Source organism: Phocaeicola barnesiae DSM 18169 = JCM 13652, from assembly GCF_000374585.1.
Lineage (GTDB): Bacteria > Bacteroidota > Bacteroidia > Bacteroidales > Bacteroidaceae > Phocaeicola > Phocaeicola barnesiae.
In genome coordinates this window covers 226,962-243,470 of record NZ_KB894645.1, presented here as the reverse complement: position 1 = coordinate 243,470, position 16,509 = coordinate 226,962, and the positions used below count along the sequence as shown (strand labels likewise).

12 protein-coding genes are annotated in these 16,509 nt (G+C 48.6%); 8 read left to right on the top strand and 4 right to left on the bottom strand.

From position 1 onward, the window contains the following. The first annotated feature begins 10 nt into the window (after window positions 1-10). Both C510_RS0104945 and C510_RS17815 read left to right on the top strand, forming a co-directional pair. Window positions 11-1,492, top strand: coding sequence for a TolB family protein (locus C510_RS0104945; protein WP_018710229.1), 1,482 nt, complete (start codon window positions 11-13; stop codon window positions 1,490-1,492). A 38-nt stretch (window positions 1,493-1,530) separates the two neighbouring features. Further along, window positions 1,531-1,662, top strand: coding sequence for a hypothetical protein (locus tag C510_RS17815; RefSeq protein ID WP_018710228.1), 132 nt, complete (start codon window positions 1,531-1,533; stop codon window positions 1,660-1,662). A 108-nt stretch (window positions 1,663-1,770) separates the two neighbouring features. On the opposite strand, the gene rnr is transcribed toward C510_RS17815, so the two are convergent. Continuing rightward, the gene (gene rnr / locus C510_RS0104935; RefSeq protein WP_018710227.1) at window positions 1,771-4,020 is read right to left on the bottom strand and encodes a ribonuclease R; all 2,250 of its coding nucleotides are present in this window, start codon (window positions 4,018-4,020) and stop codon (window positions 1,771-1,773) included. 242 nt (window positions 4,021-4,262) lie between these two features. On the opposite strand from rnr, the gene C510_RS0104930 reads away from it, so the two are divergent. From C510_RS0104930 to C510_RS0104920, 3 genes are all read left to right on the top strand, one after another. After that, a complete protein-coding gene (locus tag C510_RS0104930; protein ID WP_018710226.1) occupies window positions 4,263-5,273 on the top strand; it encodes an NAD-dependent epimerase/dehydratase family protein in 1,011 nt (336 codons plus the stop codon). Further along, entirely contained in the window at window positions 5,264-6,244 is a 981-nt protein-coding gene (locus C510_RS0104925) for a phosphatase PAP2 family protein (protein ID WP_018710225.1), read from the top strand. The genes C510_RS0104930 and C510_RS0104925 overlap by 10 nt, the downstream gene beginning before the upstream one ends. 84 nt (window positions 6,245-6,328) lie before the next feature. Continuing rightward, window positions 6,329-7,276: a GIN domain-containing protein gene (locus C510_RS0104920; protein ID WP_018710224.1), complete on the top strand. Its 948-nt coding sequence runs from the start codon at window positions 6,329-6,331 to the stop codon at window positions 7,274-7,276. 73 nt (window positions 7,277-7,349) lie between these two features. Here C510_RS0104920 and dusB read toward each other — a convergent pair whose 3' ends face one another. Beyond that, complete coding sequence (gene dusB / locus C510_RS0104915; RefSeq protein WP_018710223.1) at window positions 7,350-8,339, bottom strand: tRNA dihydrouridine synthase DusB; 990 nt, start codon at window positions 8,337-8,339, stop codon at window positions 7,350-7,352. A gap of 89 nt (window positions 8,340-8,428) precedes the next feature. Between dusB and C510_RS0104910 the strand changes: the two genes are divergently transcribed. Beyond that, entirely contained in the window at window positions 8,429-9,691 is a 1,263-nt protein-coding gene (locus tag C510_RS0104910; protein ID WP_018710222.1) for a peptidase U32 family protein, read from the top strand. Between the two features lie 248 nt (window positions 9,692-9,939). Continuing rightward, entirely contained in the window at window positions 9,940-11,715 is a 1,776-nt protein-coding gene (locus C510_RS0104905) for a DUF4091 domain-containing protein (protein WP_025892212.1), read from the top strand. A gap of 258 nt (window positions 11,716-11,973) precedes the next feature. Here the strand turns inward: C510_RS0104905 and mnmA are convergent, their stop codons facing one another. Next, window positions 11,974-13,032 (bottom strand): tRNA 2-thiouridine(34) synthase MnmA, encoded by a 1,059-nt coding sequence (gene mnmA, locus C510_RS0104900; protein WP_018710220.1) that lies wholly within the window; start codon window positions 13,030-13,032, stop codon window positions 11,974-11,976. A 688-nt stretch (window positions 13,033-13,720) separates the two neighbouring features. Here mnmA and cysS point away from each other — a divergent pair. Continuing rightward, window positions 13,721-15,199: a cysteine--tRNA ligase gene (gene cysS, locus C510_RS0104895; protein WP_018710219.1), complete on the top strand. Its 1,479-nt coding sequence runs from the start codon at window positions 13,721-13,723 to the stop codon at window positions 15,197-15,199. A gap of 102 nt (window positions 15,200-15,301) precedes the next feature. Here the strand turns inward: cysS and C510_RS0104890 are convergent, their stop codons facing one another. Beyond that, window positions 15,302-16,477, bottom strand: a complete 1,176-nt coding sequence (locus C510_RS0104890) for a dicarboxylate/amino acid:cation symporter (protein WP_025892214.1) — start codon at window positions 16,475-16,477, stop codon at window positions 15,302-15,304. Window positions 16,478-16,509: the final 32 nt, after the last annotated feature.

The following is a 16,509-nucleotide window of genomic DNA, read 5'->3' as shown; positions in this document are numbered from 1 at the left end:
GAAAAAACAGATGAAACAGAATCGGATAATAATTATATATGTATGGTTCCTGCTGATGGCTTTTGTGGGGACAGGATGTTCTTCGTCTGAACCGGTGGCAGAAGAAACCTTATCGGAGCAGCCGGCTATTTTCCCGGATTACCTGGATGTGACAATTCCGGCGAATATTGCTCCTTTGTGTTTCTGCCTGGAAATGGAAATTGGAGAAGAAGCTGTGGCAACCGTGTCTTGCGGAACGGAGAAACTGGTGGTCGGTTCCAGTGAAGACGGTTTCCGGATTCCGGAAAAAGGATGGAAGCGGTTGTTGGAAACGGCAGCCGGCAAGGACCTGGAAGTGAAGGTATTCGTCAAGCGACAGGGAAAATGGGTGGTCTATCAGCCTTTCCGGTGGCATGTATCGGCCGATGCGGTCGACCCGTATCTGGTGTATCGACTGATAGGGCCGGGGTATGAATTATGGAATACCATGGGTATCTACCAGCGTGACCTGACCGGTTTCCGTCAGACGGCCATTCTGACCAATGAATCCACACAGCATAACTGCATGAATTGCCATTCGTTCCGTTCGCAAGACCCGTCGGAAATGCTGTTTCACATGCGGGCCAAGTTGGGAGGAACCTATCTGGCAGGAAAAGAGGGGGTGGAAAAACTGGATACCAAGGTGAACGAGGCTATCCAGACTTTGGTTTATCCGTCGTGGCACCCTTCTGGCAATTATGTTGCTTTTTCGGTCAACCAGACCCGTCAGGCTTTTCACATGAACCATCCCAACCGGATAGAGGTGTACGATCTGGCATCGGATGTAGTGGTATACGATGTCCGTCGGCATGAGGTCGTGACCGATTCGTTGTTGTCGGCTTCCGGTGCTTTCGAGACTTTTCCCACCTTTTCTCCCGATGGGAAAACCCTTTATTTCTGTTCGGCAACGGCCCGGCCGATGCCTGCCGAGTTCGAACAGGTGCGGTACAGTCTGTGTGCCATCGGCTTCGACTCTGAAAATAGGAAGTTCGGGAATCAGGTGGATACTTTGTTTCAGGCCGATAATCTGAAAAAGAGTGTTTCTTTCCCTCGGGTATCGCCGGATGGCAGATTTCTGGTGTTTACGGCTGCCTCTTATGGTAATTTCTCTATCTGGCACAAGGATGCCGATTTGTATCTGATGGATTTGCATACCCGGAAATGGACTCCGATGACAGCAGCCAACAGTCGGGATGTAGAAAGTTATCACTCCTGGAGCAGCAGCGGCCGGTGGCTGGTGTTCAGCAGCCGGCGGATAGACGGACTGTATACCCATCCTTACCTGGTACACATTGGTGCGGACGGCGTGTGCAGCAAGCCTTTTGTGGTGCCGCAGGAATCTCCGGATTTCTATCGGCGTTTCCTGTATTCGTTCAATATTCCGGAACTGGTGAAAGGAAAGGTGGAAGTGAATCGTCGGAAGGTGGTGGAAGCGGCTGCTCGACCGGGGACACCCGTTACCTTGGGAAAATGAGTCTTTGATTTTAAAAATGAATCTGTGAGGATATATATATGGTAGTGAACAAGAAGAACCCTTTTGCCTACAAAGCGAAGCAGGCGGGGAAGAAGAAAACCAGCGGAAAACGTGTCGGGAAGTCCCGTCCCGAAAAGGCGAATAACCAGTTGAACCGACGGGTGAAATAAGGAGAAAGGTCACAGTCTCCGTAATACGGAGGTTGTGACCTTTTTAAATACTTTTCAGACGATGCTCAATTGACATTTCAATGATAATTGAATTCGTCTGATGGGGTTTTAGCGTTTCTTGGAACTTTTACGGCGGCTACCGGACTTCTTCGTTTCCTTGACCGGTTCTGCTGCTTTTGTTTCTGTTTCCGGGACATCCGGTGTCAGTACATTGTCTGCCAAGACGAAATCCAGCTGTTTCTTTTCCAGGTTGGCACGCGCCACCTTGATTTGAATCGGGTCGCCCAGGCTGAATTTCTGGTGGTGACGACGGCCGATGAGGCAGTAGTTCTTTTCATCGAACTCGTAGTAGTCATTGCCCAAATCGCGCATGGAAACCATGCCTTCGCATTTGTTTTCGTTGATTTCGACGTAAAGTCCCCATTCCGTTACACCAGAGATGACACCGTCGTATACATTACCGATACGCTCACCCATGAATTCCACCTGTTTGTATTTGATGGAGGCACGTTCGGCACTGGCTGCCGTCTGCTCCATGGCAGAACTGTGTTCACACAACGCTTCGTACTTGTCGGCTTGGGCAGTACGTCCTCCGGCCAGGTAACGGGTCAGCAGACGGTGTACCATCAGGTCCGGATACCGGCGGATCGGCGAGGTGAAGTGGGTATAATAATCGAAGGCCAGTCCGTAGTGTCCGATGTTGTGGATGGAGTAACGTGCCTTCTGCATGGCCCGTAGGGAGACGGTCTCTATCAGGTTCTGTTCCTTCTTTCCGCTGATGTCGGCCAACAGGCGGTTGATGGATTTCGAAACGTCTGTCTTGCTGCCTCCGGTCCGTATCTTGTAGCCGAAGCGGGCGATGAACTGGCTCAGATTATCCAGTTTGTCCGGGTCCGGTAAATCGTGGATACGGTAGGGAAGGACTTTCGCCTTTTTGTTCTTGGGCACTTTACCGATGTGTTCGGCTACGGTACGGTTGGCCAGTAGCATAAACTCTTCTATCAGTTTGTTGGCTTCCTTCGATTCCTTGAAGTAGACACTCAGCGGCTTGCCGGTCTCGTCGATTTCGAAGCGTACTTCGCAACGGTCGAAATTGATGGAACCGTTCGCCATTCGTTTTTCGCGGAGAATCTGGGCCAGCTTGTTCAGAGTCAGAATCTCTTCCTTGTATTCCCCTTCGCCGGTTTCGATAATCTGTTGTGCCTCTTCGTACGTAAAGCGGCGGTTGGACTTGATGACGGTATGTCGGATGCGGTAGTCTTTTACTTCGGCCCGTTCGTTCAGGGTGAAGATGACCGAATAGGCCAGTTTTTCTTCATCCGGACGCAGGGAGCAGATGAAGTTACACAGACGTTCCGGAAGCATCGGGATGGTACGGTCTACCAGGTATACGGAAGTCGCCCGTTGGGCAGCCTCCTTGTCGATGACACTGCCTTCCTTGACATAATGCGATACATCGGCGATGTGTACACCTACTTCCCACAGTCCCGGTTTCAGCTGCCGGATGGAAAGGGCATCATCGAAGTCCTTGGCGTCTTTCGGGTCGATGGTGAAGGTTACCACTTCCCGGCAGTCTTCACGTTCCGCATAGTCTTCGGGAGTGATTTCAGCCGGAATCTTTTCGGCGGCTGCTTCTACGTTCTGCGGGTAAGTATACGGTAATCCGTATTCGGCCAGAATGGCGTGCATTTCGGTGGTATTCTCACCGGCCTTGCCCAGAATATCGATGACAGCTCCGAAGGGGTTCTTGGCTTCTTCGGGCCATTCCGTAATTTTCACTACAGCCTTGTCGCCGTCTTTACCGCCTTTCAGCTTGTCCTTCGGGATGAAGATATCGTTGGCCAGGGTACTGGTTTCCGTCAGCAGGAAAGCATAGTTCTTGCTGACCTTCAGAGTTCCTACGAAGGTTGTATTGGCACGTTCCAGAATCTCGATGACCTGACCTTCCAGGCTTTTCTTCTTGCATTTGGCACACAAGGCCACTTTTACCTTGTCGTTGTTCATGGCATGGGCCGAATTCCGTTCGGCAATGAAGATCGGTTCTCCTCCGTCTTCCGGAATGAACGAGTTCTTTCCGTTGCTTTTGCGTTGGAAGGTACCCGTCAGAATTTGTCCCTTGTCATTCAGTTTGTATTTGCCTTTTTCTACTTCGATGAGGAAGTTATCTTCGACCATTTCCTGAACGGTGTCTGCACAGAGCATCTTCAGTGGATGGGTAGTCAAGTTGAGTCCCTGAAACAACTGTTTGAGGCTGAATGCTTCAAACGGCTTGGTGCGGATGTAGCTGATAAGCGTTTCTACCAGCTCTTTTTTCTTCATGCGTTTTCCGCCTTTTTTTTCTTTCTTTTTCTTAGCCATGTCGTTCCTTATTTAAAAATTAGTATCTACAAAGTAAACAAAATAAATGCAATTCGCTGCGATTTCATCCGTTTATTTTCTGACAAGGAATTAAAAACCATTATCTTTGTACATTCCTAACCAGAATGTAACAGAATGGAAATTATTTTTTCCAAGACATAGGGAGAAATAGGCGTTTAAATGTTTTCAATGATAGGAAAAGCCGGGAATAGTCGGTGGATGTAGAACCCGAAACAAAAGTTATGAAGAAAAAAATATTAGTGACCGGATCCAGTGGCTTCATCGGGAGTTTTCTGGTAGAAGGCGGATTGGAACGTGGATTCCAGGTTTGGGCCGGTGTGCGGAAACGGAGCAGCCGGAAATACCTGCAGGATAGCCGTATCCAGTTCGCGGAGCTGGATTTTACGGACAGTACGCATTTGGAGGAACAGTTGAAGCAGCATCGGATGCAACATGGAGGATGGGATTACATCATTCATTGTGCGGGTGTGACCAAATGTCTTGATAAGGCAGACTTCGAGATGGGTAATTACTGGGCGACCCGTCTGTTTATCGAAACCCTGCAACGACTGAATATGGTTCCGGAACGGTTCCTGTATCTCAGTTCGTTGAGTGTGTTCGGCCCGATTCATGAAAAGAATTATCAGTCTATCACAGAAACCGATGTCCCGAAACCTGATACGGCGTATGGACTGAGCAAGTTACATACGGAAGAATACCTGGCTTCCTTGAAGGATTTTCCATACGTCATTTTCCGGCCGACCGGTGTGTACGGTCCACGGGAACGGGATTATTTCCTGATGGCAAAGTCTATCCGGAATCATGTGGATTTCATGGCCGGTTTCCGGCGGCAGGACCTGACTTTTGTCTTTGTGAAAGACCTGGTGCAGGCTATTTACCTGGCTATCGACAAACAGGTGATACGTCGGTCTTATTTTGTAACGGATGGCGATGTATACAGCAGCCGTACGTTTTCGGACCTGATACGGAAGGAATTGGGAAATCCCTGGATGTTCCGTTTCATCTGTCCGTTGTGGTTGCTGAAAGTGATTTCGTTCGTTTCGGAAAACGTCGCGAAATTGCTTCGCAAGCCGAGTACGCTGAATTGCGACAAATACAAAATCATGAGGCAGCGCAACTGGCGGTGCGACATTACACCGCTGGAAAAGGAATTGGGATACCGTCCGGAGTATCCGTTGGAGAGAGGTGTCAAAGAAATAATCGCTTGGTATAAGAAAGAAGGATGGCTATAGATTTGAAATTGTTTGAACGGGTACACAGTGGCAGGGGACTGTTTGCCGTAGAAAGTATCAGCTTGATATACAATGCGCTGACATCAATCCTGATATTGATTCTGTTTTCGCGGATGGACCATCCGGAACTGATGCTGATGGAGCGTCTGGGTATCGTTGTCCTGACGTTCGGGTTGATTTACCTGTACCAGTTGTTCCCTTGCCGGCTGACGGCTTTCATCCGTATGGCGGTACAGATGTCTTTGTTGGCATACTGGTACCCCGATACGTTCGAGTTCAACCGCCTGTTCCCGAACCTGGACCATGTGTTTGCCCGGTTGGAGCAATGGCTGTTCCATTGCCAGCCTTCGGTGGAGTTCTGTAAGCTCTGTCCGTCCGCCTGGTTCAGCGAACCGTTCAATATGGGGTATTTCTTTTATTATCCCATGATTCTGGTGGTGGTAGTCTATTATTTCCTGAACCGTTTCGAATGGTTCGAGAAAATCTGTTTTGTGCTGGTTACTTCTTTCTTTATCTACTACCTGTTCTATATCCTGGTTCCGGTGGCAGGTCCTCAGTTCTATTTTCCGGCCATTGGGATGGATAAGGTAAATGCCTGTGATTTTCCGGCTATCGGTACTTATTTCAATACGAACGATTACCTGATTCCGGGCCCTGGTTATGAACACGGCTTTTTCTACAATTTGGTAGAAGCTTCGCAGGAAGTAGGGGAACGTCCTACGGCGGCTTTCCCGAGTTCGCACGTGGGTATCTCTACCATTGTGATGATTATGGCCTGGCGTATCAATCATAAACTGGCTTATGTGCTGGCTCCGTTCTATATCCTGTTGTGCTGTGCTACGGTATACATTCAGGCGCATTACCTGATTGATGCTTTGGTGGGCTTTGGTACGGCTTTCTTTGTCTACCAGTTGGCTACACTGATGTACAAGCGTTGGTTCATCTCGCCAGTTTTTCGGGTAAAAGAGTAAAAAAATCCGTTTTTTCTGTTACCTTTGAGTGAAAACTGCGTTTAATAGGTAGAAATAGAAATTTTAAATCAATCACAAACAGAAATGAAAACATTAGCACAAGTGAAATCGGCAGCGTTCATCGTTGCTTTGTCAGTGAGTTTATCAAGCTGTTTCGCTGGAAGCAGCAGTAATGGAAACGGCCTGTTCCAGACTCAGGGAATTGTTCCCAGTAAAACGTATGTAACGAAAAAGGTATCTCTTTCGGATATCCAGGCTATCAGTTCCTCTTCTTCGGTCGATGTGGTCTATTATCAGACGGCTACCTCATCTCCATACGCCGAGATTTATGCACCGGACAATCTGATAGAACGTATCCGTGTGGAAGAATCGCATGGTACACTTAATGTCGGTATGCAACGCGGTACTTCCATCAAAGGGAAATGTACCTACGAGGTACGTGTCTATGCGCCGGAAGTCGTTTCTTTTGAGACAGGAAGCTCTTCCGATATCGAATTGGCTAACGGTTTGACGACCCAGAAACCGGTCAGTCTTTCGGCTTCGAGCAGTGGCGATATTACGGCTGAGTCGGTAAAATGTGGTGACTTGACCGCACAGATTTCCAGCAGTGGAGATATTGCGCTCAATCGGGTAGAATGTCAGCGTGCTTCGGTAGATGTTTCCAGTAGCGGTGATGTCAAGATGGAGTCGTTGCGTTGCACTCAATTGAAAACTGAGGTTTCTTCTTCGGGCGACTGTAAGATTAAAGGTATTGATTGCCGAGGCGATGTGCAGGCTTCTGCCAGTTCTTCGGGCGACATCGTGTTGGAAGGTACTTGCCGGAACGCTGTCCTTGAGTCGGGTTCTGCCGGTGATGTCCGTGCCGACAAGTTACGTGCCGCCGATGTGACAGCCAGCAGTTCTTCTGCCGGTGACATAACCTGTTCTGCCAGCGGTACTTTGGACGTACATATTTCCAGTGCCGGTTCGGTAAGCTACGCAGGTACCCCGGCCCGTATAACCGGAGATGTCAAGAAGGCATCACGGATGTAGGATATACAGCGGATATATTATAAAAATAGAGAGACGGTATACTGGTTGCTCAGTGTATCGTCTCTCTGTCTTTTTATGCTTCTTTTCCGAAAGTCTCTTCAATATGGTTCAGGATATTATTCAGGTCTTCTACCGTTTCTGCGCGGAGCATGGCAATACGGGTTTCTTTGAAGTTGGGGATACCCTTGAACAATGGAGAGGCGGCCAGGTGGCGGCGTACGTGCAGGATACCCCGGCGTTCGTCCAGCAGGTTTACGCTATCGGCTATTTCACGGCGCAGGACATCCATTCTCCATTTGAAGGAAAGAGGAGGAAGCAGTTCGCCGGTCTGGAGGTAATGTTTCACTTCCTTGAATATCCAGGGACGGCCGAAACTGGCCCGTCCGATCATGATGGCGTCTACTCCGTATTTCTCGAAACATTCCTTGGCCCGTTCGGGAGTCGTGACATCGCCGTTGCCGATAATCGGAATGCGCATGCGTGGGTTCTTCTTTACTTCTCCTATCAGGGTCCAGTCGGCTTCGCCGGTATACATCTGGGCACGGGTACGTCCGTGAATGGTCAACGCTTCGATACCGCAATCCTGTAACTGTTCGGCCAGGTCTACGATAATCTTGTGGTCGGCATCCCATCCCAGGCGGGTCTTGACGGTGACCGGAACTTTGACGGCATCGACGATGGTACGTGTCATTTCCAGCATTTTCGGTACATTCTGCAACATACCGGCACCGGCACCCTTTCCGGCTACTCGTTTCACGGGGCATCCGAAATTGATGTCGATGATGTCTGGGTTCGCTTCTTCAATGATGCGGGCCGCTTCTACCATGGTATCGGTGTCTTTACCATATACCTGGATGGCTACGGGACGTTCCGCATCGCTGATGTTCAGCTTCAGTATGGTTTTCCCGACCGAACGGATCAGTGCGTCGCTCGAAACGAATTCTGTATAGACCATATCGGCACCGAACTCTTTGCACAACAGGCGGAAGGCAGGATCGGTTACGTCTTCCATCGGAGCCAGCAGTACCGGCTTTTCTCCTAAATCGATGTTTCTTATCTTCATTGCATGACTTTTGAGGGTGCAAAGATACGAAATTTGCCGTATCATTTGGCGGAAAATCACTACCTTTGCAGTCCATTAATTTGTAGAAGATGAGTTATTCAATAAAAGACTTTGAAATCATGGCTCCCGTAGGCTCCCGTGAGTCTTTGGCGGCTGCCATCCATGCCGGAGCAGATTCCATCTACTTCGGAATTGAAAGCCTGAACATGCGTGCCCGTTCAGCCAGCACGTTTACCATCAATGATTTGAGGGAGATAGCCCGTATCTGTGACGAAAACGGAGTGAAGAGTTACCTCACCATCAACACCATTATTTATGATGAAGACCTGGAATTGATGCGTCGGATTGTCGATGCGGCCAAGGAAGCCGGTATCAGCGCGGTGATTGCCGCCGATGTAGCGGTGATGGCTTACTGCAATCAGGTGGGGCAGGAAGTACACCTTTCTACCCAGTTGAACATCAGTAACGTGGAGGCATTGAAGTTCTATTCGCAGTTTGCCGATGTAGTGGTACTGGCGCGTGAACTGAACCTGAAACAGGTACGGAAAATCTATGAAGCTATCCAGGAACAACAGATTAAGGGTCCGATGGGCGAACTGGTGCGGATAGAGATGTTCTGTCACGGTGCCTTGTGTATGGCGGTTTCCGGAAAATGTTACCTGAGTCTGAATGAGCTGAATGCTTCGGCCAACCGGGGCGCTTGTATGCAGGTGTGCCGCCGGGCTTATATCGTGAAGGATAAGGAAAGCGACATCGAACTGGAAGTAGACAACAAATACATCATGTCGCCGAAAGACCTGAAGACCATTCATTTCATGGACGAAATGATAGAGGCCGGCGTACGGGTATTCAAGATAGAAGGACGTGCCCGCGGACCTGAGTACGTAAAGACCGTGGTGGAATGTTACAAGGAGGCAATCCGTTCGTACCTGGACGGTACCTTTACGGAAGAAAAGGTAGCCGATTGGGATACCCGTTTGAAGACTGTCTTTAACCGTGGTTTCTGGAACGGGTATTATTTGGGACAGCGTCTGGGTGAATGGAGCAAGAACTATGGTTCTGAAGCGACTGAGCGGAAAGTCTATGCCGGACGCGGTATCAAGTATTTCTCCAACATCGGTGTGGCTGAATTCCTGATAGAGGCTGCCGAGATTAAGGTAGGCGATAAGTTGCTCATTACCGGACCGACGACCGGAGCGATGTATCTTACCTTGGATGAGGCTCGTGTGGACCTGAAACCGGTGGATGTGGTAAAGAAAGGAGTGCATGTATCGTTCAAGGTACCTGAGCGTATCCGTCCGAGCGACAAACTTTATCGTATTGTTCCAGCTGAAGACTTGAAAAAGAAATGATAGGTTCCGGGGAAACTTCCCCGGAATTTTTGTATCTATGCGGTTCTATTTGCGGCATGCAGGTGACGGGTCGGAACAGTCAAATTTGAAAAAACTTCGTTTTTCATTTGCCTCTCCGCTTACCTTTCACTATATTTGGTCGTTGCCTTGATGCATCGGAGACCTCTCAAGAATAGAAAATCTTGTGAGGCTTCTGAGGGCATCAGGGCTTTTTTGTTTGATTTATGTTGTAATATACTCAATCTGTTATGAAAAAACTACTTCTATTAGCACTGTTGCTGACAGGTACTACTTATGCCAGCGCGCAGCAGACTGAACGCTTCCCGTTGGCTCAGTTTGAGGAATGGACTGATACCAAACCTCATGACGATGCTGCCGTATGGGATAAGATGAAGCAGGCAGCTTGCTTCAGTTGGGCAACTACGGATGTCCGTTACAAGAAACTGGATGTCCCCGAGGTGAAACAACAGAACAGCATCCGGCTGGAGGGCTGGCGAGGAGAGCGGGTGAACGCTCAGGCACTGTTGTGGACTAAAGAAGACTTGGGTGAGGTGAAGATGGAAATGTCTGAACTCAAGAGCGGGAAGAAAGTGATACCTGCCTCGGCGGTACGTACGCATTTTGTGAGATATGTCATGACCGACGAACTGAATAAAGACGGTAAGGGAGGTTGCGGAGAACGCCTGAACAAAGCCGACTGGGATTCATCCATGGTAGCCGATATCCTGGATGCCGGTTCGCTGCTTCCGGTCAAGGCCCGTACGGTTCAGCCGGTATGGGTGAATGTCTGGATTCCGGCCACTGCCGAGCCGGGTGTTTATCGGGGAAAGCTGTCTGTATCGAGCGAGAAACTTGGAAAGAAATCGTTGACAGTGGAAGTACGGGTAGATGAAAGGACATTGCCTGCACCGAAAGATTGGAAGATGTATGTTGATTTGTGGCAGAATCCGTATGCCATAGCCCGTTATTATCAGGTTCCGTTGTGGAGCAAGGAACATTTTGATGCCATGCGTCCCATCATGCGGATGTTGGCAGATGCCGGACAACGCACCATTACGGCCAGTATCATGCACAAGCCTTGGGCCGGACAGACGTACGACCATTATGACAGCATGATTTTCCGGATGAAGAAGCTGGACGGTACCTGGGCATTCGATTATACGGTATTCGACAAGTGGGTAGATTTTATGATGAACGATGTCGGCATCGACGGATTGATAAGCTGTTATACAATGGTACCTTGGGAATTGAGCTTCGACTATTATGACCAGGCTACTAACCGGGTACTGTTCGTCAAGGCCAAACCGGGCGAACAGGCCTATACGGACTATTGGGGTACCTTCCTGAAAGATTTTGCTCGTCACCTCAAGGAAAAAGGATGGTTCGGAAAGACTTCCATTTCCATGGATGAACGTCCGTTGAAAGACATGCAGGAAGCCATCAAGGTCATCAAAGAGGCCGACCCGGAATACAAGATTATGCTGGCCGGTAACTATCATGATGAAATTCAGTCAGACTTGTATTACCTGTGTATTCCTTACGGACAGACTTTCCCAGCCAAGGTAAAGGCAGAACGGGAAAATAATGGGCAGATCAGTACGTATTATACCTGCTGTACGGAACCTTTCCCGAATATCTTTACTTTCTCTGCACCGGCTGAGGCCGCCTGGACCGCTATTCATGCTGTAGCCGGAGGATATGACGGTTATCTGCGTTGGTCTACCATGAGTTGGCCTGCCGACCCGTTGCACGATTCCCGTTTCCGTACCTGGGCTGCCGGCGATACTTATTGCATCTATCCGGGTCCGCGAAGCAGTATCCGGTTTGAACGGTTGGTGGAAGGATTGCAGTGTTGCGAGAAGATACTCATCCTGCGCGATGAACTGGTACGTAAGAATGCCCGTCGTGAATTAGGGAAACTGAATAAATTGTTGGGAGGATTTATGCCGGGTAGTGAAAGTTACACTCATCAGTCGGCTGCCGATATGGTGAAGGAACTGAATGCGTATGTAAATTCTCTGTAGAAGGAATAAGATTAAAAAAGTGGGCATCTGCAGCGTTTCGGAAGAGGCGTTGCAGATGCCTTTTTTATCTTCCTTATCCTTTCCGGAGTTTTCAACAGGGATGTGGATAAGGTTGTTCATATAAAAATCTGTCCCAATATGAATATTTGATAAATTTCTTATAATCAATATTTAATAGCTGTTCTTTGTTTGTGAACAGGTTGTGGATAAACGGTCAATGATGGGTGGATAAGTATGGTTTACCTGTCCGATACCGGTTTATCGGCTGGAAGCGATGATTCCACCTCCCAGTACCACATTGTCCCGGTAGAAGGCAGCGGCCTGTCCGCTAGCAATGGCAGCCAACGGTTCGTGCAGTTGGACGTGCAGGTTACCGTCGGTGGTACGGGTTACGGTGCAGCGGTTGGCCTGTTTCCGATAGCGTATCTTGACAATGACGTCGTTTTGTCCCAGTAAGGCGGAAGGATTGGTGATGTTCCAGTCCGTCAGTATCATTTCGTGTTGCTCCAAGGCTTGCAGATTGTCGCTGAGAATGACTCGGTTGCTTGCCGGATGAATTTCCTTGACGAAGACCGCTTTGTTGAGGTGGATGCCGAGTCCTCTCCGTTGGCCGATGGTGTAGAACGGATAGCCGTCATGCTTCCCAAGAAAGTTCCCTTGCTCGTCGTAGAAATTTCCGGGCATAATGTGTCCGTCGGTAACGTGTTCCTGTAAGAAGGTGCGGTAGTCCATGGGGCAGAAGCAGACTCCCAGACTGTCCCGTTTACGGGCAGCTTTCAGGAATCCCCGTTCGGCTGCTATTTCGCGTACCCGGGTTTTCGTCAGTGTTCCCATCGGAAGCAGCATCCGTTGCAGGATGGATTGCGGAAGTCCCCACAGGAAGAACGACTGGTCCTTGTCGGGGTCGGCTCCCTGTGTGATGTGCCAGTATCCGTCAATCTGTTGTTTCTGGACATAGTGTCCGGTAGCAAAATAATCGCATCCTTGCTCATCGGCTACTTGCTGCAGTAGCGGCCATTTCAGGTAATTGTTGCACAAGGTGCAGGGGACAGGCGTACGTCCTTCCAGGTATTCACGGATAAAATAATTGATGATGCGTTGTTGGAATTCCTCCCGTACGTCGTATACAAGGTGACGGATACCTAGCCGGTCGCACAACTCCCGTGCATCGTCCAGGTATTCGGTATTCCCGTCTTTTTCATAGAAACGGAAGGTAATACCGGTTACCCGGTATCCTGCATCCTGCAGCAACAGGGCTGCCACCGAACTGTCTGTTCCTCCGCTCATACCGAGCAAAACACTTTTAGGAGATTCCATGGTCAATTCATCTTGTTTTTAGGACACTTCATTTATAAGCATAAAAAAAGGAGTACCGCTGTACTCCAACCTTTGTTAACCTTAAATCTAATACTATGAAAAACACAATGCAAAGGTACGGAATACCTGGATATATGCAAGTAATGGAGCTTAAAAATCATGTTTAATAACATGTTTTAAGGAATCCTTATTTAGTTTCTAGGTTTGTTAAGAATTAGAGGTGGAAGATATTTTCTGCTTGAGAGGTTGAAGAATAAAGTTGTGAAAAATATCGGAACCGACAAATAGTACTTTACTTATGGATATAAAAAAAGGAGTACCGCTGTACTCCAACCTTTGTTAACCTTAAAATCTAATACTATGAAAAACACGATGCAAAGATACGGAATCCTGTAAAACGAGCAAATAATCCAATTATATTCTTATGTTTCATAACATAGTTTAAGGGTTGCTTGTAACCGTGAAAGTTTTATTAACTGATTCCATTTTTTTTCTTGCTTGGAGATGGTTTTCTGTAATAAAAATGTAATTTTATGATAACCTCGGGGGTAGCCTTGCGTATTGGATATGAAAATGTGTTCCCGCTTCTTCAGGTAGAAAAAGGAAAACTGAAGCGTGATTTTTGTATAAGAAATCACGCTTTTCTGTATATAATTTATAAATTTGCACATTTAACAATGGAATCATTATGGAGAATAGACTAATCATTTACAATACACTGACCCGTACCAAGGAAGCTTTCGTTCCTTTGCATGCCCCGCATGTAGGCATGTATGTATGTGGTCCTACCGTGTACGGTGACGCCCACTTGGGGCACGCCCGTCCTGCCATCACGTTCGATATCCTGTTCCGCTACCTGACTCACCTGGGATACAAGGTGCGCTATGTACGGAACATTACCGATGTAGGTCATTTGGAGCATGATGCCGATGACGGTGAAGACAAGATTGCCAAGAAGGCTCGTCTGGAGCAATTGGAACCGATGGAAGTGGTACAATATTACTTGAATCGTTATCACAAGGCAATGGAAGCGCTGAACGTTTTACCACCCAGCATTGAACCGCACGCTTCCGGACACATTATCGAGCAGATTCAGCTGGTGGAGGAAATTCTGAAGAACGGTTATGCCTACGAGAGTCAGGGTTCCGTTTATTTCGATGTAGCCAAATATAACAAAGACCATCACTACGGAAAACTTTCCGGACGTAACCTGGACGATGTCATCAATACTACCCGTGAACTGGACGGACAGCAGGAAAAGCATAATCCGGCCGATTTCGCTTTGTGGAAATGTGCCCAGCCGGAACACATCATGCGCTGGCCTTCGCCGTGGAGCAACGGTTTTCCGGGTTGGCACTGTGAGTGTACCGCTATGGGACGCAAGTATCTGGGCGAGAACTTCGATATTCACGGTGGAGGTATGGACCTGATTTTCCCGCACCACGAATGTGAAATTGCACAGAGTGTCGCTTCACAGGGACATGACATGGTACGCTACTGGATGCACAACAACATGATTACCATCAACGGACAGAAGATGGGTAAGTCACTGGGTAATTTCATTACCTTGGATGAGTTCTTTACCGGTTCGAACAAGCTGCTGACTCAGGCTTATTCGCCGATGACTATCCGTTTCTTTATCCTGCAGGCACATTATCGCAGTACGGTGGACTTCAGTAACGAAGCGCTACAGGCTGCCGAAAAGGGACTGGAACGTCTGTTGGAAGGTGTGAAGAACCTGGAACGCATTACACCGGCGAAGACGACTTCGGGTATCGAACCGGCCGGACTGCGTGAAAAATGTTACGAAGCCATGAACGATGACCTGAATACGCCGATTGTCATCTCTCATCTGTTTGATGCGACCCGTATGATCAATACGGTCATTGACAAGAAGGCAAGTATCAGTGAGGCCGACCTGGAAGAGCTGAAGCAGGTATTCCATCTCTTCGTATTCGATATTCTGGGTCTGAAAGCAGAGGCTGAGAACAATGCTGCCCGTGAAGAAGCATACGGCAAGGTAGTGGACATGCTGTTGGAACAGCGTATGCAGGCCAAGGCCAACAAGGACTGGGCGACCAGCGACAAGATACGCGATAACCTGGCTGCCTTGGGCTTTGAAGTGAAAGATACCAAAGACGGATTCACTTGGAAATTGAACAAGTAATCTGACAATATAGATAAAAACGACAGGAGGCTGTTACTCTTTCAGGGTAGACAGCCTCCTGTCGTTTTCAGGTGATGTACGTTGTGAATGGTTGTTTTCCGGTTACTGGTGTTGAGATTTTGACGGACCGAACCATTTGTCGATGATGAGGGCCAGGGCTCCATCGCCGGTCACATTGCACGCCGTGCCGAAGCTGTCCATGGCGATGTACAAAGCAATCATCAAGGCCTGTGCGTTTTCGTCAAATCCCAACATGGACGACAGGATACCGAGAGAAGCCATGATGGCTCCACCCGGAACTCCCGGAGCGGCTACCATGGTTACTCCCAGCATGAAGATGAATCCCGAAAACATCTGGAAGTCGTATGGAATGTCCTGCATCATCATCAGTGCCAGTGCGCAGGCTACAATCTTCATGGTACTTCCGGACAGGTGGATGGTGGCACACAGTGGAATTACAAATCCGGCAATTCCTTCGTGTACTCCGTTCCGGATGGTCTGTTTCAAGGTAACGGGAATGGTGGCGGCCGAAGACTGTGTACCTAGAGCGGTGAAATAGGCCGGCATCATCTTTCCCAGCAGACGGAACGGGTTCTTGCGTACCAACAGTCCGGCGATACAGTACTGGAATATCAGCAGGAAAATATGCAGGAGGAAAATGATTCCGATAATCTTGACGAAAACGGCCAACACGTGGAACACTTGTCCGGAATGCGTCATATTGAAAAAGATACCGAAGATGTATATCGGAAGCAGGGGAAGGATGACGGCCTGGATGGTCTTGACGATGATTTCCTTGAAATCATTGCAGGCATTTTTCAGATAACCGGTATCCAGGTGTGCCAGTCCGAGTCCGACAGTAAAGGCCATGACAAGGGCTGTCATTACATTGAGTGGTTCCGGTATGGATATGGTGAAGAAGGGAGTGGTGCCTTTTGCCTCACTGATTTCCTCCAACGGAATGTTCCGTGTGATGAGGCTGGGGAAAAATGTTTCACCTACGCCGAACGAAAGAAATCCGGAGAACAGGGTAGCGCCGTAAGCCAGAAGAACGGTGGCTACCAACATCTTTCCGGCCCCTTTCCCGATATCGGCGATGGCCGGAGTGACCAGTCCTACAATAATCAGTGGAATGATGAAGTTCAGGAACTGGCTGAAAAGGGCGTTGAATGTCACGAAAATGCGTACAGGAAGTGCCGGTGAGACGGTGCCGGCAGCAATGCCCAGTCCGATGGCAATCAGAATTTGTGGCAGAAGTCCTAGTTTGATTTTTTTCATATCAGGGGTGCTTGAATTTGCGGTAAAGATAA

Coding starts and splice junctions, on each gene's coding strand:
- C510_RS0104945 (WP_018710229.1), top strand. CDS start 11: ATGAAACAGAATCGGATAATAATTATATATGTATGGTTCCTGCTGATG.
- C510_RS17815 (WP_018710228.1), top strand. CDS start 1,531: ATGGTAGTGAACAAGAAGAACCCTTTTGCCTACAAAGCGAAGCAGGCG.
- rnr (WP_018710227.1), bottom strand. CDS start 4,020: ATGGCTAAGAAAAAGAAAGAAAAAAAAGGCGGAAAACGCATGAAGAAA.
- C510_RS0104930 (WP_018710226.1), top strand. CDS start 4,263: ATGAAGAAAAAAATATTAGTGACCGGATCCAGTGGCTTCATCGGGAGT.
- C510_RS0104925 (WP_018710225.1), top strand. CDS start 5,264: ATGGCTATAGATTTGAAATTGTTTGAACGGGTACACAGTGGCAGGGGA.
- C510_RS0104920 (WP_018710224.1), top strand. CDS start 6,329: ATGAAAACATTAGCACAAGTGAAATCGGCAGCGTTCATCGTTGCTTTG.
- dusB (WP_018710223.1), bottom strand. CDS start 8,339: ATGAAGATAAGAAACATCGATTTAGGAGAAAAGCCGGTACTGCTGGCT.
- C510_RS0104910 (WP_018710222.1), top strand. CDS start 8,429: ATGAGTTATTCAATAAAAGACTTTGAAATCATGGCTCCCGTAGGCTCC.
- C510_RS0104905 (WP_025892212.1), top strand. CDS start 9,940: ATGAAAAAACTACTTCTATTAGCACTGTTGCTGACAGGTACTACTTAT.
- mnmA (WP_018710220.1), bottom strand. CDS start 13,032: ATGGAATCTCCTAAAAGTGTTTTGCTCGGTATGAGCGGAGGAACAGAC.
- cysS (WP_018710219.1), top strand. CDS start 13,721: ATGGAGAATAGACTAATCATTTACAATACACTGACCCGTACCAAGGAA.
- C510_RS0104890 (WP_025892214.1), bottom strand. CDS start 16,477: ATGAAAAAAATCAAACTAGGACTTCTGCCACAAATTCTGATTGCCATC.